The following is a 24,390-nucleotide window of genomic DNA, read 5'->3' on the forward strand; positions in this document are numbered from 1 at the left end:
ATCCGTCACCGTACTTACAAAATCTAACACTTCTTTCATAACATCCCATCCTTTTTTCTTTTAGTATACCAGAAAAAAGACGGATGTTCATAATTTGTTCATTCGTGCGTTTGTCGTGTTTTCTGTGTTCTTCCCTCTTTTCAACAACGGGATTTTCGTATATGATGAATAAAAGGAATGATTGGTTTGAGAAAGGGATGAGAAAATGGATGAAAAAGATTTTGAAATGTTGAGCATCTTAAACGCCACCCGCAACATCACCCGCGCGTCAGAACAGCTCTATATGACCCAGTCCGCCTTATCCAAGCGAATCAAAGCCATTGAAAAGGAGCTGGACATCAAGCTCCTGCTTCGATCCCGCCAGGGGATCCGGTTTACACCGGCGGGTGAGGCCGTCCTGGCTCACTGCACAGCGGCTGCGGAGGAAATGGAAAAAATGCGCCGCCTGTTAGACTCTATGCAAGGTGAGGTGTGCGGCACCTTAAACGCCGGAATTTCTGTCAACTTCGCTAAATACCGGCTGCCGGACATCCTGGCGGATTTTCACAGCCGCTATCCAAAAGTGCACCTGCACATTACCACCGGGCAGAGCCGGAACCTCTACCGGCAGATGCAGGACGGCTCCCTGGACGTGGCGGTGCTGCGGGGGGAATACCCCTGGGACGGGATCCAGTTTCTCCTGTCACAGGAGCACATCTGTCTGATCTGCAAGGAGGAATACCGGGACACACCCCTCTCTGACTACCTCTATATCAGCCATAAAACGGATACCGCCCAAACCGCCATGATCACCCGCTGGCTCCACGAACAGGGAATCGGCCCCAGAGCCGACGGCCTCTGCGTGGACAACATCACCACCTGCATGGAAATGGTCCGGCGGGGGCTGGGCTGGGCGCTGCTGCCGGAGATCGCTCTGGAAGGGTTTGAGGGTTGCATCCGGCCCTGCACCTTCCAAAACGGGGAACCCTTTACCCGACGCACCTATATGTTCTGCCAACAGGAGGCCAAGGCCCTGCCACAGGTGCAAGCCTTTATTAAACTTCTAAAACAATATCACCAGGGAGGTTACCATGGAACACCAAGTCACATTACAAGAAATGCTTGAGGCGAGGGAACGGCGGGCCTTCCGCCAGCAGGAGCTGCTGGCCGCCCACCGCGCCCCCCTGATCTCCTTTACTATGAATATCGCCGGGCCGGTGAAGGACAGCCCCCTCATCCGCGAAGGGTTCGAGCTGGGGCTGCGCCTGCTGCGCAAACGGCTGGCGGCCGCCAAAATCCCCGTTCTCCACTTTGAGGAAATCCGCGCCGCCGCGGGAAACGAGGCCTTCTACGTGCTGGACGCCCCCCTTCTTCGCATCAAGGAAATCACCTGCGACTTAGAGGACGGCTCCAGCCTGGGACGGCTCTTTGATATGGATGTCATCGCCGTGGACGGAAGGAAGGCGGACCGGTCCGAGCTGGGCCTCGGCCCCCGCCCCTGCTTAATCTGCGGCGGCCCTGCCAGGGAATGCGCCCGCAGCCGCACCCACACTGTAGCGGAACTGCAAACAGAGACTGACAGACGGCTGCGGGAAGGGGTCTGCGCCGCGGATGCAAAGGACGCCGCCCGCCTGGCCTGCCAGGCCCTGCTCTACGAGGTGGGCACAACCCCAAAACCTGGCCTGGTGGACCGGGAAAACAGCGGCAGCCACCGGGACATGGATATTTTCACCTTTTTCTCCAGCTCCAGCGCCCTCTGGCCCTATTTTGAGACCTGCGCCCGCATTGGACGGGAGACGGCAGACGATCCGGCGCCGGAGACCTTCCGCCGGATCCGGCCGGCGGGACGGCAGGCGGAGGCGGATATGCTGGCCGCCACCGGCGGGGTGAACACCCACAAGGGGGCTATTTTCTCCCTGGGGATCCTCTGCGCCGCCATGGGCCGCCTCCCCCGCTCCTTTTGGCGCTCCTCTGACCGCCTTTTAAAAGAATGCGCCGCCATGGCCCATGGCCTGGTGGAACAAGACTTCGGGGGACTGACGGAGGAAAATGCCTGCACCGTGGGGCAAAAGCTGTACCTGCGCCATGGCATCACCGGAATCCGTGGCCAGGTGGAGGCGGGCTTTCCCGCCGTGAGCCAGGCCGGCCTTCCCACATTAAAAAAAGGCCTGTCCGCGGGACTAAGCCTCAATGACGCCGGTTGCGCTGCCTTGCTGGCCCTGATGACAGCGGCCACCGACACGAATCTCATCGCCCGCAGCAGCCTGGAAACCCAGAAACAGACCGTTTCCAGAATCCGCGGCCTGCTGGAGAGCCAGCCATTTCCCGACGGGGAGACCCTGCGCCGCTTAGACCGGGAGTTTACGGAGGACCATCTCTCCCCCGGCGGCAGCGCCGACCTGCTGGCCATCTGCTATCTGCTGTACTTTTTAGAAAGAGAGGAATAACCTGCCATGTCCGAATACACCATTTCCCAGGTCTATCCCACTGACCGCCGCGCCCTGCGGCAGATCGACGAGCTCTTAACCGCCGAGGGAATCCGCCGGGACGCCAATTTAGACTATATCTGCGCCATGTACGACGAGGACTACCGCATCATCGCCACCGGAAGCTGCTTTGGCAACACCCTGCGGTGTTTCGCGGTGAGCCACGCCCACCAGGGGGAGGGCCTGTTAAACCAGGTGATCACCCACCTGATGGAGGTGCAGTACGAGCGGGGAAATACCCACCTGTTTCTCTACACAAAAATAAACACCGCCCAGTTCTTCCGGGACCTGGGCTTTTACGAGATTGCCAGGATCCAGGACCGGCTGGTCTTTATGGAAAACCGCCGCCAGGGCTTTTCCTCCTACTTAGAAAGCCTGGAAAAAACAAAAGCCCCTGGGACAAGCGGGGCCATCGTGATGAACGCCAACCCCTTTACCCTGGGACATCAGTACCTGGTGGAAACGGCCGCCGCCCAGTGCGATCACCTCCACCTCTTTGTGGTCAGCGAGGACGCCAGCCTGGTTCCCTTTTCCGTGCGGAAACGGCTGATTTTAGAGGGCGTTTCCCACCTGCCCAACGTGATCTGCCACGACAGCGGCCCCTACATCATCAGCAACGCTACCTTTCCCAGCTATTTCCTGCGGGACCAGGAGGAGGTGATCGAGAGCCACGCCAGGCTGGATCTGGAAATTTTCAAACGGATCGCCTCCGCCCTCTCCATCTCCTGCCGGTTCGTGGGGGAGGAACCGGCCAGCCAGGTAACGGGAATCTACAACCGCATCATGGCGGAGGAGCTACCCAAAGCGGGAATCCAATGCCATATCCTTCCCAGGCGGGAGGCAGAGGGCGCTCCCATCAGCGCCTCCACCGTCCGCCAGTGCCTGAAAGAAGGGCGGATGGAGGAGCTGGCGGCCCTGGTTCCCCCCACCACCCTGGCCTATTTCCAGAGCCAGGAGGCCGCTCCCGTGCTGGAGCGCATCCGCAGGGCGGACGAGGTGGTTCACTACTAAACGGTCACAGGTAACGGCCCGTCCGGCTTTCCGGAGTGTTCCGGATCCTCTCCGGCGTTCCCGCTGCCACGACGCGGCCGCCTTCCTCTCCGCCTCCTGGCCCCATGTCAATGACGTAGTTGGCACTGCGGATCACGTCCAGGTCGTGCTCAATCACGATCACCGTGGCACCGTTTTCCATGAGGGCGTCAAATACCCCCAGAAGGGTCCGCACATCCAGGGGATGGAGGCCGATGGTGGGCTCGTCAAAAATAAACACGGAGTCTGACTGTCCCCGGCCCATCTCACTGGCCAGTTTCAGACGCTGGGCCTCCCCGCCGGACAGGCTGGGCGTCTCCTCCCCCAGGGTGAGGTAGCCCAGTCCCAGGCGGTTTAACACCTCCAGCCTCTGGGAAATCACCTTCAGATCCCGGCAGGCCTCCTGGGCGGCGCAAACGTCCATAGCCATCAATTCCGGCAGGGAGTACTCCCCGCCGGTTTTTGTTTTGTAGCGGATATTTCCTGCCTCTTTTCCATAGCGGGACCCGCGGCACTGGGGGCAGGGCACATCCACGTCCGGCAGAAACTGCACGTCCAGACTGATCTGCCCCGTGCCGTCACACAGCGGGCACCGCAGCTTTCCCGTATTGTAGGAGAAATCACCGGCCTTGTATCCCCGTTTTTTGGCGTCCTCCGTCCTGGCAAAGATCTTCCGCAGCTCGTCGTGGACATTCGCGTAGGTGGCCACGGTGGAGCGGACGTTGATGCCGATGGGAGTGGCGTCGATCAGCTTGACCTGGCGGATTCCCTCCGCCTCCACTCCCAGAACGTGGGACGGCAGTTTCCGCCCGGCGATGGACGATTCCAGAGCCGGCACCAGGCTCTCTAAAATCAGGGTTGTCTTTCCAGAACCGGAGACGCCGGTGACCACCGTCAGCTTGCCCTTGGGAATGTCCACTTCCAGAGGTTTCACCGTGTGGATGGCGGAGGTGGAAAGATGAATGCGGCCGTCCGAAAAAAGAGATTCCGAAGCGTTGTCCTCCCCCGGTTTCCCGAAAAGCCCAGCAGGCCCTTCCTCCCCCGTCCGCAAAAACGGGCCGATTAAGGAGTCCTTCTTTTCCGCCAGCTCCTCCACCGTCCCTTCCGCCAGGACGCGGCCCCCCGCTGCCCCGGCTCCCGGTCCCATCTCAATGATCCAGTCCGCCTCCTTCAGCACCCGAGTGTCGTGATCCACCAGAAGGACGGAGTTTCCGTCGTCCACCAGATCCCGCATTACCCCGATGAGCCCCTCGATATTGGAGGGGTGAAGGCCGATGGACGGCTCGTCCAGCACGTACAGCACGCCGGTGGTGCGGTTTCGCACGGCGCGGGCCAGCTGCATCCGCTGCCGCTCCCCCGTGGAAAGGGTGGAGGCGGCCCGGTCCAGGCTCAGATACCCCAGTCCCAGCTCCATGAGCCGCCTGGCCGCCGACTGGAAGGACTGGCAGATGCTCTCCGCCATGGGCACCATCTCCTCCGGCAGGGAGGCGGGCACTCCTTCCACCCACTTCACCAGGTCAGAAAGGCTCATGGCGCAGGCCTGATCCAGGGAAATTCCCCGCAGTCTCGGGGCTCTCGCCGCCTGAGACAGCCGGGTGCCGCCGCAGTCCGGACAGATCTCCTCCTTTAAAAATTTCTCCACCCGTTTCATCCCCTTCTCGTCCTTTACCTTCGCCAGGGCATTTTCCACGGTGTAAACGGCATTAAAATAGGTAAAGTCCAGCTCTCCCGCCTGATTGGAGCTTTTAGCCTTGTAGAGGATGTGTTTTTTCTCCGCCGGGCCGTGAAATACGATCTCCCGCTCCTCCTCTGTCAGCTCCCGAAAGGGCACGTCCGTGCGGACGCCCATGGCCCGGCAGACGTCCGTCATCAGGGACCACATCAGGGAATTCCAGGGAGCCACCGCCCCTTCGTCGATGGTGAGGGATTCATCCGGCACCAGAGTGTCCAGATCCACGGCGCGCACGATCCCTGTTCCCCCGCAGGTGCGGCAGGCTCCCTGGCTGTTGAAGGCCAGTTCCTCCGCCGACGGGGCGTAAAAATGCTCCCCGCACCGCGGACAAACCAGCTCCTTTCCCGCCGCCACCGCCAGGGTGGGGGCCAGTTCATGGCCCTTCGGGCAGCGGTGGTTCGCCAGCCTGGAAAACATCAGCCGCAGGCTGTTCAACAGCTCCGTCCCCGTGCCGAAGGTGCTGCGGATGCCGGGAACTCCCGGCCGCTGGTGAAGGGCCAGGGCAGCGGGCACATGGAGCACCTCGTCCACCTGCGCCTTTGCGGCCTGGGTCATCCGTCTCCTGGTGTAGGTGGACAGGGCCTCCAGATACCGCCTGGAGCCTTCCGCGTACACTACGCCCAACGCCAGAGAGGATTTCCCGGAGCCGGACACTCCGGCCACACCCACGATTTGATGCAGGGGAATGTCCACATCCACCCCTTTTAGGTTGTGCACCCGCGCGCCGCGAACCTGGATTTTCGTGATTTCCGTCCTTTTCCTGTCCATATTTCCGCCTCCGATTTTTCCAATCTTCAAATATAGAAATCATACCACGGTTTGGCGGCGGCGTCCAGCGGTCTGGATTTCTGGTTTCTCCACCTGATTTTTATGACGTTTTGCTCCGTTCTTATCCTGTTTGATCCCGTTTTATCTGTTTCCCGTCACTGCACCGGCGTGTACCCGATCTGGAACTCCTCCGCAGCCGGTTTTGTATCCAGTGTGTTTTTTAAGATGGTGATTTTCCGTTTTTTTAGAAAGTGGATCTCTCCGTTTTTTCGTTTTTCTTCAAAGTGCCAGGCATTTGCGTTTTTCTGTAATAAAAGCTACCGTAGTCTCCTTTTTATGCCGATTTTTTTCCCAATCTCCCACAAAACCTTGACATTTCCTCTTTATCGCTTTAAAGTAAGAATTAAATTAGAACGAATTCTAGTTTAAATTCTACTTTAAGGAGGGAATCACTATGTCACAATGGGAAGCATTGGCAATCATCCTGCTCATCATGGCCTTGGGCGACATTCTGTCCAAGGTCTCCAAGGGGAAACTCCCCTCTGCCCTTGTCATCGTTCTGTGCTTTGTCATCGGCTACTGGACGATTCTCCCAGGGGATTTGATCACCACCAGCGGCATTTCCACCGGGGTCTACAACATCTGCTCCTACTTCCTCATCGCCAATATGGCCACCAGCATCCCCCTGGCGGAAATGAAACGGCAGTGGAAAACCATCATCGTCGCCGTCATGGCCGTAGCGGGCATCTGTGCCCTAGGGCTGACGGTGGGCATCCTGATCTTCGGAAAGCTCCTGGTCTTTTCCACCATCTCCGGTTTCGCGGGAGGCAGCGGAGCTTTGATGGTGATTCAGGAGGTGTCCCAGCGGATCGGGGCTGAGGAAATCGTGATCATGGCCCTGATCTGCGGCAATGTGCAGACCCTGATCGGCTATCCTCTCACCGGAGTGGTGCTGCGCCGGGAGGCCCGCCGCATGGAAATGCTCTGCGATTCGGGAAAATTAAGCCTTCTGGAGGCTGCCAAGGAAAACGACTACGGCTGGAAACCCTTCGTCTGGTTCCAACAGTTTAGCTCTCCCGCCGTCCTGCTCTTTAAGCTGGGGATTGTCACCCTGCTCTCCGGCTGGCTGTCGGAGCTCACCGGCGGAGCCATTTCCGGGCTGATCTTTGCCCTGATTTTAGGATTTCTCGGCTCTCTGTGCGGCTTTCTGGAACCCAATATCCTGGCGAAAGCCAAATGCGACGGATTCTGTTTCACCTTCCTGCTCGCCTACTTATTCTCCCTGTTCTCCGCCGTGACCCCGTCCTTATTTGTGACCTACTTTGTGAAAATCCTGATCCTGGCGGTGATCGTCACCCTGGGAATGGCCATTGCCGCCTTGATTTGCAGCAAGATTTTTGGCGGGGAATTTACTTTTGATATGTGTATGGGAATCTGTTTCACCTGTTACCATGGGTTCCCCGTAAACGTGGCCCTGACCAAAGAAGCCATCGAGGCCGTCGTATCCGACGAGGAGAAACGGGCCGTCATCTCCAGCCATATGTTGCCGAAAATGCTGGTGGGCGGTTTCACCAGCGTGACCTTCGTATCCGTCGCCTTAGCCAATGTGATCGCGCCGTTTTTGGCGGCTCTCTACTAAGCAGCGCCGAAACGAAGTTTTGACATCCTGTGTCTGGAGCCACGGAAATGAATTTGTATTTTGAGAAAACCAGGAGGTGTCTGATTTGAAAACCATATTGGAACAAGCAAAGGAATTGGAACCCTTTATCGTGGACTTTCGTCACGACCTGCACCGGTATCCGGAACTGGGCTTTGAAGAAAAAAGAACCACAGAAAAAATCGAGGAAGAAGTGAAAAAACTGGGCCTTCCTTATCGGAAATTTGACCCCACCGGACTGATGGTGGAGATCCAGGGACGTCCCACGGGAAAACGGGTAGCCCTGCGGGCGGATATGGACGCCCTGCCCATCCAGGAGGCCACGGGACTGCCCTATGAGTCGGTGGTTCCCGGCGTCATGCACGCCTGCGGCCACGACTGCCACACGGCGATGCTGATGGGAGCCGTCCGCCTTTTGGCCGCCAACCGGGTGCTGTTAAACGGGACGGTCCGCTGCATTTTCCAACCGGCGGAAGAAGGGGGCGGCGGAGCGGAACACATCATCCGTCAGGGAGCGGCCCAGGACGTGGATCTGTTCTTCGGGCAGCACGTAAGCCCCTTAGAGCCCTCCGGCACCATTAACTACTGCCCCGGCGGAGCCATGGCCGCTTCCGCCAAATTCCAGATCGATGTGTACGGGACTTCCGCCCACGGAGCCACGCCGGAACAGAGCGTGGACGCTACAGTGATCGGCTGCGAGATTGTCACCAACCTTCAGAACATCATCAGCCGCCAGGTAAGCCCCTTTGACACCTGCGTGCTGAGCGTGGGCTCCTTCCACTCCGGAAATGCCTTCAACATCATTTCCGACCACGCCGTCATCACCGGAACCTGCCGTTTTCTGAACCCGGCGTTAAAAACCTTTCTGAAGGATCATATGGAGCGCATTTCCTCCCATATCGCGGAGGCTTACGGCGGCAGCGCCGCGGTGACCTTTGACGTGTTCACTGACGTGGTGGTCAACGACAACCGGGTGCTGGATCTGGTGTGGAAAGCGGCGGGGAAATTTCTGGATCTGGAGACCCACAAACGGCAGTTTCCGCCCATGAACGCCGGAGACGACTTCGGCGCCTATTCCCGGTACGCACCGGCCGCCTACGTATTCCTCGGCACCGACGGCTGCGGTCCCGGCCACAACGAGCATTTCCAGGTGGGAGACGAAGCCCTTTTCATCGGTTCCGCCCTCCACGCCCAATTTGCCGTAGAGGCTTTAAACGCCCTTGCCGGGAATTCTTAATCGACCGTTTATCTGCGGAGCATATCCAGAATCGTCTCCGTATAATTTTTCATAGCCTGGAGAGCGTCGAAATTTCCGTCGCTCACCTGCCAGAACAGCAGCACGCTGCGAAACAAAAAAATCATCATATCCGCATAGTACCAGGCGGGCTTTGTGAGGGTGTAGCGCCCCTGGGCGCTGCCCGCCTCCAGGGCCTCGGTGAGAAGTCTGGCCGTGGCGGAATCAAACACCGGGCCTTCACCGCTGACCTGAGCGATGGAGGAGGAATGCTGCGTTTCATAGACCGTGGCCATTTTCATAAAATAGACGCCCTTATCCATGGACAACCGCAGCACATCCTCCAGTACGGCCCGGATTTTTTCATCCGGGTCTTCCGGATAAACACGGCTGGCCATATCTTCGCTCTGATACTGATACAGTTCCTCTGTGACCGCCTCTTTGCTGTCAAACAGATGATAAAAGGAACCCACGGAGATCCCCGCCCCGTCACAAATATCCTTCACCGTCACATCCCCCTCATTTTCCACCGTCAGGCGGCAGAATACGTCGTAGATGCGGCGTTTCATCTCGTTGGTCTTTTTCTGTCTTGGAGTCAGCTCTTTCATGTCGTTTTCCCTTCTGCTGCAAAATGATTCGTATCTTTAGTATACCTTGAGCGGGGTGAAAAAATCAACTGGTTTGGGGTGTGGGATCGGATTGGATAGGAGCGTTTTGAGGCATTTGACCGTGGCAGCCTTATCACATTTTTATCGTCTTGCTCTTTTGTGCCGCTGCAATTTGCTCTCTTGTGCCGCTGCAATTTTACTTGCCAAAAAAGAAATACCTGTATATAATAAATATAGGCAGAGTACCCACTCCAAAGTGGATGCTCCCGAAACAGGTGTTACTTCGCTCTCATTGAGCGCCGCCCATCCCGTTGGCAGACGGGGTGGGCATTTTTCTTAATCTCGCTTATCTTTTTGATCGAGAAAGGCAAGCAGTGTAATGAGCAGGCCTCCGAAGGATATCAGCAGACCGATGATCCCCAGGAAAATCATAATGATCTCATACGCCGTCATACACACCACCTCCCCTCCTATGTATTCCGGAAAACCGGTTTCCACTGGTTCGGGAGGCTGCCACCCTGTCATGGGTACTCCGTGTGTGGAGTATATCATTTTTTGTCTGAGTTTGCAATCCGGTATTTTCTGAACAAACAGCAAACGGCGGTTCTTCCCTCTCATTTTCTCTTGTGTTTTCCCTATTGCCATGGTAAAATAAAAACAATTTATCTATTTTATCTTTATTTTAGGAGAACACCATGCCAAAAGTCGCTTATTCTGAAGAAGAACGGGAGCAGATCCGGGCCAGGCTGATTGATGCCGGGCTGGAGCTCATATCAAAACAGGGAGTGCAGCGCACCACTGTGGAACAGATTTACCGGAAGGTAGGGATTTCCCGCACGTTTTTCTACACGTTCTTCTCCTCCAAGGAGGATCTGATCGTGGAAACCCTGTATCTGCAGCAGCCTCGGATCATCGAATACGCCCGGAGCCTGATGGCGGATCCGGCTTTAAGCTGGCGGGAGGCAGTGGAACGGTTTCTCCATTCCTGTTTCTACGGAGAGAAAAGCGGCATCGCCACCTTGAGCCTTGAAGACCAGCAGCGCATTTTCCGCCATCTGTCCGCGAAAAATGACAGGATCTTCCGCCAGCGGCAAACCTGGCTCTTTGAGCAGCTCCTGGACTGTTTCGGCATCGCGGCAGAACGGCAGCACATTCAGCTGCTCACGAACCTGGTTCTTTCTGTCCTGATCATCCGCAAGGCCGTTCCCGACTCTCTGCCTTTTCTGGTGCCGGAGGCCATTGATGAGGCAGTGGAATTTCAGACCCGCGCCATCGCCGATTACCTGGAATCTTTAAGGCCGAAGGAAACGCCGGTTTAACCCTTTACCAAGCGGCGGACGGAGCCATTCCATCCGCCGCGGGAGCACAAACTGACCTGAGATGGTTTCCGCATCCGATTTCCGTAAATTTTTTTGCACCAAATAAAGATAAATATAAAGATTAGTTTTTATTTCTATACTTATGCAAATTTTTCAACCTGCAAATGGAAATCAGGGCCGCCGCGGCCCTTGGTTTTCACATAAAATCATTTATCTTAGGAGGAAACGAATATGGGATTTTTCAGCAAACTGTTTAAAGGGCCGGAGCCCGACATGGAAAAGAGCAATGCCAATGCGGCGAAAATGCGGACCCTGTTCAACCAGGCCGTGGAAAACGGAGAGGATTACCGCCTGATTTTCGGCTATACGGAAGACGTGAGCCGCTTTAACTACGGATTCGTCCACGGCAGCAAATCCAAGATCGGAAATCTGATCGTGGGCTGGAACCGGGAGCGTCAGACCATCGCGGTCGTTCCCACCGTCCCGGATCTGTCCGGCTGCGGCGAGCCCACCTATTACCGCCGCCCGGAGATCCTGAAGGCCTACCGGAACAAATACCCTACCGACGCCTTCATCATTTACCCAGACAAAAAAAGCTACATTGGCATCAACGCCTACGACTGGCTGGATGACGAAAAACTCTACGTCTACGTGTCCCAGGCGGAGGAACTGGCGGCGTTTACGGAATTTTTTATGAAGGAATTCGCCACGAAATGACCGGGACGTTTTTCCTAAATCTACGAACGACTAAAAAAAAGGAAAAATATACCAGCAGTAGCTTTACGGACCGCAGGATCTTCGCTATACTGTGGCCGTAAGAAAGCACCCAGGAGGAACCGATGATGAACGCAGTGTTTGCTTATGCCGTCTGCCAGAAAGAAACCGAAACGAAACGCGACCGCAAACCGCGTGCTCTTTTGATGTCCTCTGAAACCGGCAGATTGAACCTGCATTCCGGCCCGTCAGCCCTTTGTTAGGGGCGCGGCCCGCAGCTGAAATGAGATCCTGTACCGCCTGTTCCGTAAGGGGCAGGCGGTATTTTTATCATAGCCTCATTCATTTCCCAAGGGATGCGCCGCGGCGCGTATCCGCCCAGCAGTCCCTTAATCAAGCGGCCTAAGACACCGCCCTTTCACGGCAGGAACGCCGGATTCAAATCCCGCCGGGATCATAAAAGCATCGCCGCAGGCCGGAAAACCAGCGTTTCTTTGCGTACCCGCGGGGAAAACGGACGGCGGTCGGAAACAGCGGTTTCCTCTCCTTCCATTCCCCCGCAAAACCACGTGTTTAGAAATGAGCGGTCCGTGCCAGGTTCCGGCGGCCGGCCGTCTCCACCTTTACGTGCTCCCAAACGCTGCCCGCTCACTCCTTCTCCCCATCTCTCCGCCCCGACGCCCATTCTCCCGTGTGAATGTCCAATACCATCCTGGGCGGCTGGATCAGGGCGTCCTCGCACTGGCATTTCCACTGGACCTCCCGGCTCATATGGCCGTCCAGAACCCCGTCCACCGTCTCCCCGTCCTGGATGGGGTTGCTGTTTTCCAGGATATAGGCGGCCATGTTGTAGGCGTGGTTCACCAGCCAGTTGGGATCCATGCCGTGGAAATGGTACTGGAGGTCCGGCAGAAACAGGGTGCTCATGCCCACGGTGTCGATGAGCATATCCTCCGTGCCCTGGATGTTGAAAAACCGCACGTTGACCCCAAACCGGATGAAACGGTCCGGCCCGGTGATGGTGTGCTCCCGCACCGCCGTCCCCAGAAACAGCTTTCCGCAGTTCGGGAAATAAAACGCCTCGCAGGCGGGGTACAACTCCGCCAGGGCGTCCAGAAAATCCATGTCCAGATTAGCCCGCTCCACCTCCGGCAGGGCCGCCGCCAGCATATCGGTGGCCACCACCTGATAGCGGCACTCCCGGAAAATCCGCTCCCGGTCCTCCATGCAGTCCCACATCTGGCTCATGTGAAACGGATCAAAGCCTTCTCCCTCAAACGTAGCACAGCCCATCACCATCAGCTGCACCGGAACCTTTCCGTCCTGAAACTCCGCCATATGGTCTGTGGCGGCAAAGCCGGCCGTCTTTTCATCGTGGCAGAAACACTCTACCCCGCCCACATGGCGTTTCATCACCTCCGTCATCTCCTCCCGCTCCGGCAGGGCCACCGGCTCCCGAAACAGCATCTGGATGATAAACGGTCCCCCTGGCCTGGGAGGAGTTTCGCTCAAATCCTGTTGAAACACTTCACTGCTCATACGCTCTGTCTCCTTTTTACTCAATCAAACGTCACCTCCGCTCCTTTTCCACCGAAACGGATCACCTCTATGTTCTCCGTCAGTCCCACCAGAAATACCACTTGTCCGACTGGCGCAGGCTGTCCGCCAGCCAGCCGACAGTGGCGCCCTCCGGCCCCTGATCCACGATGTCGGGGCAAAATCCGTACTGCTCCGCCGCCAGCTCCATGGCCCGCTCCTCCGGCACCGGGACAGGAAGGTCAAATTCCAGCACATCGTGGGCAATCACCGCCGGCACGGCGCCATACTGCTCAAACCAGTATTTTGCCGCCGCCATCAAATCCACCGTGCCGGGGCATTCATTCCAGCCGCCAAAAGGCAGATAGGCAAAGACCTCCCAGGGATGTTCCACCGGGATCCTGGCCAGCAAAAGGGGCTGGGTCATGCCCGTCAGCAGGTCCCAGTAGCCGGAAAACCGGCGGTTCGCCTCGCCGCCTTCCATCTCTCCCATTACGTCCTTCTCCCAGTCCAAATCATAGCTCTCAGCGTTCTCCCTGCAGGCATTGACCATGCCCTGAAGAACCAGCCCGCCGTTTTTCACCGGAAGTTCCAACATCCTCCGGCGGTAGTCTGCCGCCTCCTCCGGGGTCATATCCAGCTCCTCATCCTCAGACGAACTCCCGTCCCCGCACCGGGAATTCATCACCAAAGACTCCCACAGGATCTCGTCCACCGGAACGAGCACGGGCACAAAGCCCTCCTGGGCTCCCCGCTGTTTCTCGCTGTGGAAAGCCGCCATGATGGGAGCGTCGTCCTTCATGGGAGGAAAATAGGTGACACCGCAGTCCAGATAATCCATCATAGCCTCCGCCAGCGGGGAAGGCTCGGCGTCTCCGAAACATTCCCTCCCTCCGGTACCGGCTCCGCCGGAGCTCTCTCCCGGTTCCTCCTCCCCGCTCATAACCGTCACCATGTCCGCGTCCCGGCGAAACACATGGAACCCGGCCCAGGGCAGGCTGGTGCACTCAAAAAATTCTTTTGCCGCGTCCAGAACAGCCGGCAGATCCCAAGCGATCACATCCACATATCCGTAGAAAATGCCGGTGGCTCCGCCCACCAGGGTGATGGCCTCCGCCCCCGCCCTTTCCTCCAGAACCGCCTCCAGCCCGTCCCGGAACTGGAAAATCTGCTGACTGCGGTCCTCCCCGGAAAAAGAGTCCAGGGGATAGCAGAAAAACCCGGCTGCCGCCCCGTCATCGTGGAGGTCGTTGACACCATCCGCCTCTCCCCTTAAATAGCCGTTGACCAGAGGCAAGCAGCTGGTAGAACCGGCGATCACGTCCATCCTCCAGTCCGCCTCCGGATCCTCGCTCGGAGTCTGCCGGTATCCGGTGTAGCTCTCCAGATAGGTTTCCGGGTCGGTGGAAAGGTCGATTCCCATTTCCTCCAGAACCGCCGGCAGCTCTGAAAGAAGGACAGACGCCCCCTCTTTCGGCCTCTCCGCCACCTCAAACCGGCCACCAATGGCCCTCATGCAGGGAATTTCTCCCAAAACCTGATCCGTCAGGGTGGTCAGCATCCACCACACCCTGTTTTCTTGCTCCTTCAGGGCCGGGGCCAGCCGTTCGCAGTACAGGGTCAGGTCTACGCCGCCGTCCTCCTGTTTCTCCGGCCACACCTGGACGTCTTCGCCGGTGATTTCCCAGTCTCCGGAGCGCAGGCCGATATGCTCCGTGGGCTGACGGCCCACCAGAATGTTCCAGTGCTCCAGCACCGAGGCGGGAGCGTGGCGTTTAAAATACATCAGCTGAAAAAATTTCAGCCGGTCACCTTCTGGAGTGAGAATCAGCTCATAGCGGCCGCCGCTGCTGCCGATCTCAAAAGAAACCTGGTCAAAGGCCAATTCCAGGTACTCACTGCACTTCGCAATCAGTTCCTCACCGCGCCGGTGATCCCTGTCCTCATCCATCATGCGGCGCAGCTCCTCCTCGCCCGCGGCAAAGGCCGCCCATGCCTGTCTCGTCCGCTCCCGGAAGGTTTCCCGGAACCGGGGCAGGGACAGATGAAACCGGCACTCCCGGATAAATTCCTGGGTGTCCTCATCGCCGGGACGGCACGTTAGGGCCTGTTGAAAATACGGCAGTGCCCGCCCTTCCTGATTCAGGTAAAAATAGGCGTATCCCATGCGGAAATTCCAGCAGTGGTCCTCCCTCAAATATGCCTCATGAGGCGTCAGCAGGGCAATGGCCCGGCGGAGCATGGCCCGCCCTTTTGGGGTTTCTCCGTCCGCCAGGTTATTGTACGCCCGCGCCAGCTCGCTGTCCAGCTCCGGTGTCCGCTCCTGTTCCGGAATCCGCTCCAGCGCGTCTATAATTTTCTCAAACTCGTCCTGATCATGCCATATCCGGCACTGTTCTAACAGTTCCATAGTTGGTCCTCCTTGTCTTTGGCGGTTTCTTTGTGGGACGGCGGCTCACATCCCATCTCCTCCACCGCCTCATCCATTTCCTCCTACCGAATCTGCTCCAAAATCTTCGGATCCCGGATCTTCCAGTCCTCGGCAAACATCAGCACCTTGGACAGGATTTCCGCCGTCTTGGGATCGTCATCTAAGAACGGTAAAAACATCCGTCCCCGCTGCTGAGAGTGGACGGGAACCACAAAGAGCATGGCATTTCCCGTCTGATGGACCACACCGCTTCCCAGATGGACCGTATACCTTCCAAGCCGTCCTTCGATGTAGGCGTGGCTGTTTTCCAGTCGGACGTTCTCCAGGCCAAAAAGCTCCAGGGTGCAGGCCACAATCGCCCGCCGCATCTCCACAGTGGAATGGCTGGTCTCCGGATCCACGCCTCCCGCGTGGGCCACGCTCACTGCCAGATCCACATCCCGCATCACCTCGCTGTAAATGATGTCCGGCACGTCCCCGATCTTTATGGGCCGGAATGTTTTCCGATCGCCGAAGGCCACGTATTCCAGGGTGGGAGCCTCGATGTCGCTGGGGGAAAACCAGTCCGCCATGGCGTAAATCCGCGCCACAATATTTTCCTTATAGTACACCTTTTGCAGGCCGTCCTCGTAATCTGCCACCCAGCGGCGGTTTCTCAGAACTCCCACCGTCTTTCGCGGCTGGATCTGGTTCCCGGCAAACATCCGGGACTCCCCTTTCTCCGTCTCCTCCTTCAGTTTCACGTACAGCTCCCGGAACACCTGCTTAAAGGGTTGGGAAATCTGCCGCTCAAACAGGCATTTCTGGAATTCATGCCAGCAGCCTGCCGCGTAGAGGTCGTAAGGATGGACCAGAATCAGCGGGGAAGTTTCCTCCAGGGCGGTGACAGTGCCCACGGCGTCCACCAGGTTTTTGCCCTCAAAAAAGCCCATGGCCACAGGCCGGCTCTCCCCCGCCGTCCCTGCTCCGTCCAGACCTTCCATCAGGCCAAATACCAGGGATTCCAGGATGGGGCGCACCACCGGGCTTTCCATCAGCTCCCGGATCTCCCAGGCCTCAAAGACCGTCCGGTCCTCCATGGCCTGCTCCATCATCAGCCGGGTGCGGCTGTACTGCTCCTTCAGCCCTTTTACCGCCGCCTGATAGTCTACCGCCCGCTGGTCTTTCTTCCACTTGGAAGGCAGGGATTTTAAGGGCTTTCCTGACTTTTCGCAGACCAGGGCGGCCTTTCCCGTCCCGTCCACCTCTGCCCGGATCCTGGTCTCCGGATCCAGCTCCAGCCAGTCAAAATATTTCCCTGCCTCTTTGGAAAGCCTGGTCTCCATCCGCAGGGTCAGGCGGGAGGGATCGGAAAATCCAGCCTTTACGCTTAAGTTTCTAAGCGCCAGGTCAGCGGCCCTTCCCTCGCTGGCCCGCCGCTGCGCCCCAAACTTCCGGCTCTCCTTCCGGAAGGCCTCAATAAATTGATAGCGCTCCAAAAGCTCGTGTTCCCTGGCCTCCCGCTCTTTAGGCAAAGGCAGAAGTCCCAGGCTCATGAGCAGGTCCCGGTTCCGTTTCTCCCGGATGGTCTCCTTTAAGGCTTTCTCCTCCACCTTTCCCAGGGCCGCGTCGGCGTATTTCCTGGCGCGGGTGTGGGCCGTGCCGGAGGAGGAGTATTTGGCCGCGTCGTAGAGCAGCTTGAACTGTTTCTCCCCCAGGGCGCCGTAGGCCTCAAAAAACCAGTTAACGTCAAAGGCGCCCCCTTGCAGCTCCTCCGGGGACAGAGGGGTGTACTTTGCCACCATGGAGGTGACGAAATCGTCCATATGCTCACTGGTGTGGGCCATGAAATAGTAGCAGCCGCTCTTTAAACCCGGCATTTTCAGATATTCTTCCAGCAGGGCAATCCACTGAGGCGCGTACATGGCCAGCTCCACCAGCCGTTTTTTGTCAATGTCCTTTCCCTTCAGGGCCTTTTTTAAATCCTCCGGGCCCTCTCCCGGCGCCGGCTGGCTCACTTTTAGGATGTGGCTGAGTACCGTTCTCCTGTCCACACTTCTGGAATACCGGTAGTCATATCCCCGCAGCAGCACGTCCTGGCCCATGGCCGTCAGCACCTGGATCATGGCCGGAATGCCATAAACCACCCGAATTTCCGTCACATAGTCGGAAAAGGGCGTGGGGCTCTCCCCCCGTCTTAACTCCACCTGCAAAAAGGTGGGAACCAGCAGGCGGTACAGCCTGTGGGCCAGCTCCATCTCCGGGGTGTTGTCCTCCTCCCGGTCAAACCGGAATTTCCCGTCCACCGGCTGGGCCGCGTCCACTCCAAAAAACTCCCGCACCGCCCGCACATTGACCTGGCGGAAGGACAGGCTCCCTTTCTGTTCCACGCTGCTCACCGCGCCTATCACTGTACCCATAAATCCGTACCGGAACACCGCCTTTAAAAACAGATCCAGATCCCACAGGCCTTCCGTGACGCAGCGGACCAGATCCCGGACGGTCACATAGCCCACCAGCCGGATTTCTTTCTCCTTCCCCTTCCGCTCCAGGTACAGCTCATCCAAACCAATCCGGAGGGCAAAGGACGGTTTCCAGTCCGCCCCGGTGCCGGACAGCCACTGGCACAGCTCCCCAAAGAGAGGCAGGCCGGTCACCCTGGCCGTCACCTCCACATCCCCGTTCCACCGTTTTTCCTTCACGGTGTAGTACCGTTCATCCGCCGGCAGCTCTTTTAACATCGCCAGCAGCCCGGCCGTGCCACGCACCCCCCAGCTCACGCGGCATTCGTTAGGAACGTACTGCAAAAACAGGATCTCCACCACCCGGAACACCTGGGGAGAAAAGGACAATCCTTCCACTTTCTCCCGGAAGGGAGGCCGTTTCAAAAGCCCGGAGCCAAACACCCGCTTGTAAAGCGGTTCAAACTGCCGGTACAAATCCCATTTCAGCCGGCAGCACCGGTAGAGGTACAGCTCGGCCATACGGTCCGGTGTGCCGATCTCCCGCTCATAAAACCCGGCCCACAGCTCTCTAAAGGGGTATTTGTCTAAAGGCTCCACTTTTTCGTTCGGGGTGACGAAACGGATGCGCTCCAGTTTCGCTCCCAGGGTGGTTTCATCCCCCCACGCCAGCTTATATTCCAGATCCTGATGGTCGGAAATCAGCCGGTCCAGGGCCTTTAAAACGCGGATGCACTGAGCATCCCCCCAGGAAAACAGCCGCGATGCCTCCTTTTTATCCACCGTCACCTCCGGGATCTTCCAGGGGGTTTCCGGATCATAGAGGCCATATCCCGGTTTCTGCAAAATGTCCTGGGCCTGGCTGTCCTTTCCGGTCAGCTCCTCCAAAAGCACCTGCTCCTGCCCCGTGGGATGTTCCAGAATGGCCAGCACCGGCAGCATTTCCTGAAAGCCTTCAGGATCCCGTTTCTTTACCCGGAGGGCCAGCTCCAGAGCGCCCATGTGGCACTCCTGGGATTTGGACGCCAACAGGCGTCGGGCGCTGCCGCAGAGCTCTCTCGTCCTCTGTTTTTCCAAAAGGGCCAGGGTTTCCGGCCGCCCCGTCTTGTATTTCAGGTTTTTCTCAATCTCCCGGAAATCCTCCTCCCCAGGCCCCATATCCTCGATCAGCGCCTTTGCCGTCAGAACCGCGTCCTGATCGGGATTGTGAAGAAGGCCAAAGAGCACCTGTTTCACAGCCGCGGATTTCGGCCGGTACAGCAGGATCCTGGCTGCCCAGGAACGGGGAAGGCCGCTGTACTCTCCCTGTCCCACCACAGGCACCCACTGGGCCGCCTCCTCCAACATCTTCTCATCTCCCAGCATAAACGCCATCAGACACAGCCGCCCGGCTAACTGGGAGCGGGTCATGGTCACCTGATGCCAGGGGAAAATGCAGGGGGACAGACAGAGGCCCTTCTGGGGAAGGCGCTCCAGAAATCCCTTTAAAATGCGGTAAATCTCCTCCGCCTCCTCCCGGCTGTCAAAATACTGCTCCAGAGGCAGAGAGACCGGTTTCCGCACCGGGAAATCTGCCCGGAACCAACGGAAGTTTGGGTCCCTCTCTTTCAGCAGGATCGCCACTCCCATCTCCCGCAGATCGGAGAGAAACCCCGGCAGGAAACAGGCCGCCAGTTCCAGATCCTCCGGATTCCTTAAAAGCACCTCTTTTGCCGCCTTCATCCGCAGCCTGGAATCCTGGAGGGAACGGTTAAAATAAGACGCGGTCATCTTCTGGTGCCGGTTCCCCTTTCGTGCCAGCTCCAGCTCCGCTTCCACCGCCTCCCCGGCGTCGTAAAAGCCCTTGGCCCAGAGGGCGCAGCTGATGGCCACGGAATCGTTGGAGGCCAGCTGCTCCTCACAGAAATCCGGCTCCCGCAGGCACCGTCCCATGAGGTTCACCAGCTTTTCCGTGATCCGGTCCACGCTGTTTTCATCAAAAATCCCGATCCAGGTGCTCACTGCCCGTTTCACCGACGAATAGCGCACCAGATTGTTTTCCTCAATCACCTGAAACAGGTGAAGAAAGGCCTCCGGCCGCCCGGCGTCCATGGTCTCGCACACCGCCTGCCTGGCCCCTTCCTGGAGTCTGGCCGCCAGCAGAAATTTCCCCAGCAGCTCATAGAGCTCCCGGCTCTGGCTCATCACAATGCCGCGGATCAGCTCGTAGCTGATCATGGCGGTGTTTCCCTCCCCCAGGAGGATGTCTTTCACCGCCTGGATGGTGGCCTCCTTTCCCCGGTCGATCTGGGCGGCCAGGATCTCCGAGTACCTCCACCGGACCGTCCTGGCGTGGTCGTAGAGTTCCGCCTCCGCCTTCCCGGTGAGAATCTCGTCCAGCCCGCAGCCGTAAAACTGCAGCCTGGAATAGCCCCACAGCAGGGCCACGCTGGCTCTGGCAAAGGGGGCGTAGCTTTTCCCTCTCACACTTCTCCGGTACCACCCGGCGGTCATCTGATACTGGTTCATCTGGTCTAAGGCGTAGTAAAATTCTTCCTCATACTCCCCGGTGCATAAGGTCACCAGCTTGTCTAACCTCGTTTTGTAAAACCAGCTTAAGCTCTGGTTTTCCCGCTCCACCGTCTCTGCCATCCACTGACAGGATTCCCGCGGGATGGAATACTCATCCCGACAGGGCAGGAGTTTTCGCTGGTTTTCCTCCAGCCCCGCCCCCAGACGCCGGAAATGCTCCAGCCACTGGTCCGTCATTTTTTTTCTGGTTTCGTATGTAAATCCCTCCATAGGTTCTCCTTTCCTCCCTGTTTCCTACCAGCCGGACAGCATGGCCAGGCGGACCAGGGTAAACACTGGCTCCTCCTCCCAGGGGATCTGGCTGTCTAAATCCTTCAGTTCCGTCTTTCCCGCGAAAATGTGGTAGAGGCCGTCCTCAAAGCACTGGATGGCGTTCTCCACCGCCCGGCTTTCGTCGGCGTCCTCCCCGCCGTGAAGGCCGAAGGAAACCTTGCCGGCCTGAGCCTTTTCCCCGATCTCCTCCTTCGTCAGCCAGCCTAAAAGCTGGCCGGCGTCCTTTCTGGCGTTATAGTCCCTCACCTGCTGGCGCACCAGGGACTCAATCAGCTGGCCCGCCGTCTCCGGCCGCTCCGGAAGGGAAATCGCCTCCGGGGCGATCTCTCCTCCCCGTCCCCTTCCAGGCCGTTTCTTCTGTACATATATGGTATACACTGCCCTCCTCCTCTCTCTGTCTGAGCCAAAAGGTCCGCGCCCGGCGCGGCCCTTACTCCCACTTCATAAACAGATCCGGTTCTCCCGTCCCCTCGTCCAGCCCTTCCTCCACCGTGACAAAGCCCTCCCGCTCATAAAAGCGGATGGCCCGTGGATTTTTCCGGTATACATTCAGGCTTAAGGGGCGTTTCCTCTCTTTTACAAAATCCAGCAGACCTTTCCCAATCCCTCTGGACCGGGCGTCTCCGGCGACAAAAATCCCTTCGATGTGATAGCCGTTTAACCCCACAAATCCCAGGACGCGGCCCTTTTCCTCCCAAACGTACACCTCCGCCTGCAGGAGCATTTCCTTTACGGCCTCATAGTGTTCCCTCCAGTAGCTGACAGGGATAAAGCTGTGAGCCTCCGTATTGGCCGCCAGCCAAAGGTCCGCGGCCTGGCTGGCGTCTGTATTTTCCATTGCTCGGATCATCGTTTTTTGATTCCTCTCTTTTATCTGATCTCTGTCCGGCAAACCCGTGTAAAAACGCCCTGCGCAGGCCTGCCAGCGGGACAGACCTGCGCAGGGCGCGGAGATGCTGCCCGTTTTATTCTTCATTGCAAGAGTACAGTTATGCCTGCTTCCATGATGTCACTTCTGCTGCCATCCCGGCTGCCGCCTGGATGGGCTTTTATTATGATACCATTTTATCAAATATGGGGCCGTGCAAGCACGATCCATATTTTTCTCGTTATTATACCACATCTAATCCATTCATGAAAGGAATTCCTGATAAGGAAGATCAAGAACATACCATCCGCTGGAATAAGAAGGAATACCAGCCCGGCAAAAAACCACCGCTGCCATGGTGAAGGAACCTTTTTGCCTCGCAGGCCGTCCCTCCGGAAATAAAAACGCTCTAAGCAACCCTTCGCAAACCATGACAACCACCACGATTCAAAAGTCACTTAGAGCATATATCTCCGTCCACAGCGCCTCTGCTGACCCTCTCCGCCCTCTGTACCACGAAAAATTTTACCTGTTTCTTTCCATCAAAACTTCACTTCCTCCTTTCTTTTTGCCAGGTTTTCTTTTAATGGCCAGCAATTTTATAAAATCGGGAAACATAGACGTATCCACCGGCTCAAACATCACCCATTTCCCATCACGGTAGGTTTTCGCCTCATCATAGATAGCCTGGACCTGTTTTGAATATAGATTTCGCTCTATCTCAAACTTCGCCCTCTCATCCTTCCCAAAAATGATCATAAAACCCACGCCGTGATCCTTGGCATACAAGGCACAGAGGGTTTTTCCGCCCCGGCGGTACTTGTACTCGTAAGTCCACGCTTTGCCTCCCCTGCTCCACACCCGTTCCATCTCATACCTTTCATCAATGAACGCGCACAGCCCGCTCCAGACATCATACAGCGGCGCGCCCACCAAAGCCTCCATTTCCTCCGCAGTTGGTATATGATCCAGCATCGCAGTCCCTCCTCCATTCCTGTTTATCCCCGAAAAACGGTATTTTCCTCAAAGCCGCCGCGTAGAGATTCCTTCACCTTATACCTCAAAATCGTTTTGAGATTATCCGGCTTTGTCCTTGCCGCGCTGTTTAAATAGATTTCTCTGTGACAGTCCGACACGCGCTCCCACCCATTTTCCTTCGCGAATTGATCCATTTTGGCAAACGAATCCGGTTCGCTGTCATAGGAACCCAGATGCAGCATTTCAATGCAGGTTCCGCCCTGAAGGCATCGGAAACCAATCTCCTCATACAGAGGGTTGGGAGCCTTGACCTTTACCCGCTCCAGGGCGGCCTTTACCATTTCCTCCGTGACGAAATCCGGCTGCCGGATCATAATAGTATAATCCAGATTTTCCTTTACAAGTCCCTTGCCGTCCCCATTTTGCCTCCAGACTCCCTCCAGGGGATAGACGGCATAATCCTGGATTTCCCCCGGCGTTTCCTCCTGGAGAGCGGCAGTTTTCACATTCATTTTAATGGCGTAGGCCAATGAAAACAGAGCCGACACCCTGTCAGAAAAATCCGGATGATTGGGATTTCCCACCCCTTTCACCATAATAAACTTCTGCCCGGGCACATGGATCAGCGCAGGCCGCGTTTTCGCCCCGTACAAAGCCTTTTCCTGTTTTCTCCATTCCAGTTTCATAATCGGCACCTCCTTGCGCGCAAGTGTACCAAACATAACTTGACATCCTATGTCAGGTTATATAATTTTCTCACCGTTTACCCTCTCTCGAGCCAGAGTCCCATTTGTCACGGCAGCTCCTCCAGGTGGGCGAACAGAAATTCAATAAAATATTTACTGGCCAGGGGCAGGGCGTTTTTCTCCTTCGCCACCAGCCCCAGCTTTCTGGTGATGGCCGGCTGGATGGGGCGGATCGCCACCTGATAAGCCATTTTCCGCAGAACCAGCTCCGGCAGAATGCTCACCCCCAGGCCCGTTTCCACCATGGAAAGGATGGAATAATCGTCATGCACCCGCATACGCACCCTGGGCTCCAGCCCTATCTGATGAAAGGCCTCCAAAGGCTTGCTCAAATTTCCCTCCTCTATGACCAGAAACGGTTCCGCCGCCAGTTCCTCCAACGTAACGTAAGGAGCAGCGGCCAGAGGATGGGAAACCGGCAGCACCGCCCGGTACTCCCCCTCCTTGATAAACCTGGCCTCCACCCCTGACAAAACGTCCAGATTGACAAAGCCAAAGTCCGTCTCCCCCGTCCTCACCCACTCCGGAATGGAGGTATTGTCCCCCTGATGCAGGATAAATTCCACGTTGGGGTACTGCTCCTGAAACTTCAAAATCAGCCGGGGAAGCCAGTGGCAGGAAACGCTGGAAAGGGTGCCGATGCGGATCGTGCCCGTATCCAGCCCCCGGATCTCTCCGGCAATTTCCTGCATGGACTGATACTGGGCAACCATCTGCCGGATGGAGGGAAACAGCCGCTCACCCTCCAGCGTCAGGCGCACTCCGTACCGGGAGCGGTACAGCAGCTTTATGGACAATTCCTTTTCCAGAGAGGTGATCATCTGGCTCATGGCAGGCTGCGTATACCCTAGGACCTCCGCCGCCTTCGTAAAGCTGCCCAGCTCCACCACCTTTTGAAATGCGAGATACCTGTTCATTTTTAAAATAACCTTTCTGCATATTCATATCATAAACATTTATTTTACTTATATTTAAAGGTAGTATATACTGAAACGAAAGAAAACACAAGACCGCTGCGGC

At 57.1% G+C, this 24,390-nt stretch carries 18 protein-coding genes; 8 read left to right on the top strand and 10 right to left on the bottom strand.

The window, feature by feature from the left end; all coding sequences use genetic code 11:
- The first annotated feature begins 205 nt into the window (after positions 1 to 205).
- From B5E84_RS15120 to citC, 3 genes are read left to right on the top strand one after another with little or no spacing between them, the layout of a single operon-like run.
- On the top strand, positions 206 to 1,105 hold the full coding sequence (locus B5E84_RS15120) for a LysR family transcriptional regulator (protein WP_087224235.1): 900 nt from the start codon (positions 206 to 208) through the stop codon (positions 1,103 to 1,105).
- Complete coding sequence (gene citG, locus B5E84_RS15125) at positions 1,071 to 2,426, top strand: triphosphoribosyl-dephospho-CoA synthase CitG (RefSeq protein WP_087224237.1); 1,356 nt, start codon at positions 1,071 to 1,073, stop codon at positions 2,424 to 2,426. Before B5E84_RS15120 ends, citG begins: the two co-directional genes overlap by 35 nt.
- A gap of 6 nt (positions 2,427 to 2,432) precedes the next feature.
- Positions 2,433 to 3,476 carry a [citrate (pro-3S)-lyase] ligase gene (citC, locus tag B5E84_RS15130; protein WP_087224239.1) on the top strand — a complete coding sequence of 348 codons (1,044 nt, stop codon included), beginning with the start codon at positions 2,433 to 2,435 and terminating at the stop codon, positions 3,474 to 3,476.
- A gap of 4 nt (positions 3,477 to 3,480) precedes the next feature.
- Here citC and B5E84_RS15135 read toward each other — a convergent pair whose 3' ends face one another.
- A complete protein-coding gene (locus B5E84_RS15135; RefSeq protein ID WP_087224241.1) occupies positions 3,481 to 5,994 on the bottom strand; it encodes an excinuclease ABC subunit UvrA in 2,514 nt (837 codons plus the stop codon).
- A 454-nt stretch (positions 5,995 to 6,448) separates the two neighbouring features.
- On the opposite strand from B5E84_RS15135, the gene B5E84_RS15140 reads away from it, so the two are divergent.
- Complete coding sequence (locus tag B5E84_RS15140) at positions 6,449 to 7,633, top strand: hypothetical protein (protein ID WP_143469252.1); 1,185 nt, start codon at positions 6,449 to 6,451, stop codon at positions 7,631 to 7,633.
- Between the two features lie 85 nt (positions 7,634 to 7,718).
- A complete protein-coding gene (locus B5E84_RS15145) occupies positions 7,719 to 8,888 on the top strand; it encodes a M20 metallopeptidase family protein (protein ID WP_162612873.1) in 1,170 nt (389 codons plus the stop codon).
- Positions 8,889 to 8,896: 8 nt separating this feature from the next.
- Here the strand turns inward: B5E84_RS15145 and B5E84_RS15150 are convergent, their stop codons facing one another.
- Positions 8,897 to 9,493, bottom strand: coding sequence for a TetR/AcrR family transcriptional regulator (locus tag B5E84_RS15150; RefSeq protein WP_087224247.1), 597 nt, complete (start codon positions 9,491 to 9,493; stop codon positions 8,897 to 8,899).
- 695 nt (positions 9,494 to 10,188) lie between these two features.
- On the opposite strand from B5E84_RS15150, the gene B5E84_RS15155 reads away from it, so the two are divergent.
- The 3 genes from B5E84_RS15155 to B5E84_RS20655 all read left to right on the top strand — a co-directional run bounded on the left by B5E84_RS15155 (position 10,189) and on the right by B5E84_RS20655 (position 11,789).
- Complete coding sequence (locus B5E84_RS15155) at positions 10,189 to 10,812, top strand: TetR/AcrR family transcriptional regulator (RefSeq protein WP_087224248.1); 624 nt, start codon at positions 10,189 to 10,191, stop codon at positions 10,810 to 10,812.
- Positions 10,813 to 11,043: 231 nt separating this feature from the next.
- Entirely contained in the window at positions 11,044 to 11,529 is a 486-nt protein-coding gene (locus B5E84_RS15160; protein WP_087224250.1) for a hypothetical protein, read from the top strand.
- 122 nt (positions 11,530 to 11,651) lie between these two features.
- On the top strand, positions 11,652 to 11,789 hold the full coding sequence (locus B5E84_RS20655; protein ID WP_162612874.1) for a hypothetical protein: 138 nt from the start codon (positions 11,652 to 11,654) through the stop codon (positions 11,787 to 11,789).
- Between the two features lie 385 nt (positions 11,790 to 12,174).
- Here B5E84_RS20655 and B5E84_RS15165 read toward each other — a convergent pair whose 3' ends face one another.
- From B5E84_RS15165 to B5E84_RS15200, 8 genes are all read right to left on the bottom strand, one after another.
- Complete coding sequence (locus B5E84_RS15165; RefSeq protein ID WP_087224252.1) at positions 12,175 to 13,065, bottom strand: DUF4261 domain-containing protein; 891 nt, start codon at positions 13,063 to 13,065, stop codon at positions 12,175 to 12,177.
- A gap of 79 nt (positions 13,066 to 13,144) precedes the next feature.
- A complete protein-coding gene (locus B5E84_RS15170) occupies positions 13,145 to 15,472 on the bottom strand; it encodes a DUF4253 domain-containing protein (protein ID WP_087224254.1) in 2,328 nt (775 codons plus the stop codon).
- An 83-nt stretch (positions 15,473 to 15,555) separates the two neighbouring features.
- Entirely contained in the window at positions 15,556 to 20,715 is a 5,160-nt protein-coding gene (locus B5E84_RS15175; RefSeq protein ID WP_087224256.1) for a DUF4132 domain-containing protein, read from the bottom strand.
- Between the two features lie 24 nt (positions 20,716 to 20,739).
- Entirely contained in the window at positions 20,740 to 21,156 is a 417-nt protein-coding gene (locus tag B5E84_RS15180) for a hypothetical protein (RefSeq protein WP_087224258.1), read from the bottom strand.
- A 52-nt stretch (positions 21,157 to 21,208) separates the two neighbouring features.
- Positions 21,209 to 21,628: a GNAT family N-acetyltransferase gene (locus tag B5E84_RS15185; protein WP_087224307.1), complete on the bottom strand. Its 420-nt coding sequence runs from the start codon at positions 21,626 to 21,628 to the stop codon at positions 21,209 to 21,211.
- Between the two features lie 543 nt (positions 21,629 to 22,171).
- The gene (locus B5E84_RS15190; protein ID WP_087224260.1) at positions 22,172 to 22,621 is read right to left on the bottom strand and encodes a DUF3788 domain-containing protein; all 450 of its coding nucleotides are present in this window, start codon (positions 22,619 to 22,621) and stop codon (positions 22,172 to 22,174) included.
- Between the two features lie 23 nt (positions 22,622 to 22,644).
- Positions 22,645 to 23,310 (bottom strand): GyrI-like domain-containing protein, encoded by a 666-nt coding sequence (locus tag B5E84_RS15195; protein ID WP_087224262.1) that lies wholly within the window; start codon positions 23,308 to 23,310, stop codon positions 22,645 to 22,647.
- A 107-nt stretch (positions 23,311 to 23,417) separates the two neighbouring features.
- On the bottom strand, positions 23,418 to 24,287 hold the full coding sequence (locus B5E84_RS15200) for a LysR family transcriptional regulator (RefSeq protein ID WP_087224264.1): 870 nt from the start codon (positions 24,285 to 24,287) through the stop codon (positions 23,418 to 23,420).
- Positions 24,288 to 24,390 lie beyond the last annotated feature (103 nt).

The sequence above is a fragment of the Lachnoclostridium sp. An14 genome, from assembly GCF_002160755.1.
GTDB lineage: Bacteria > Bacillota > Clostridia > Lachnospirales > Lachnospiraceae > Lachnoclostridium_A.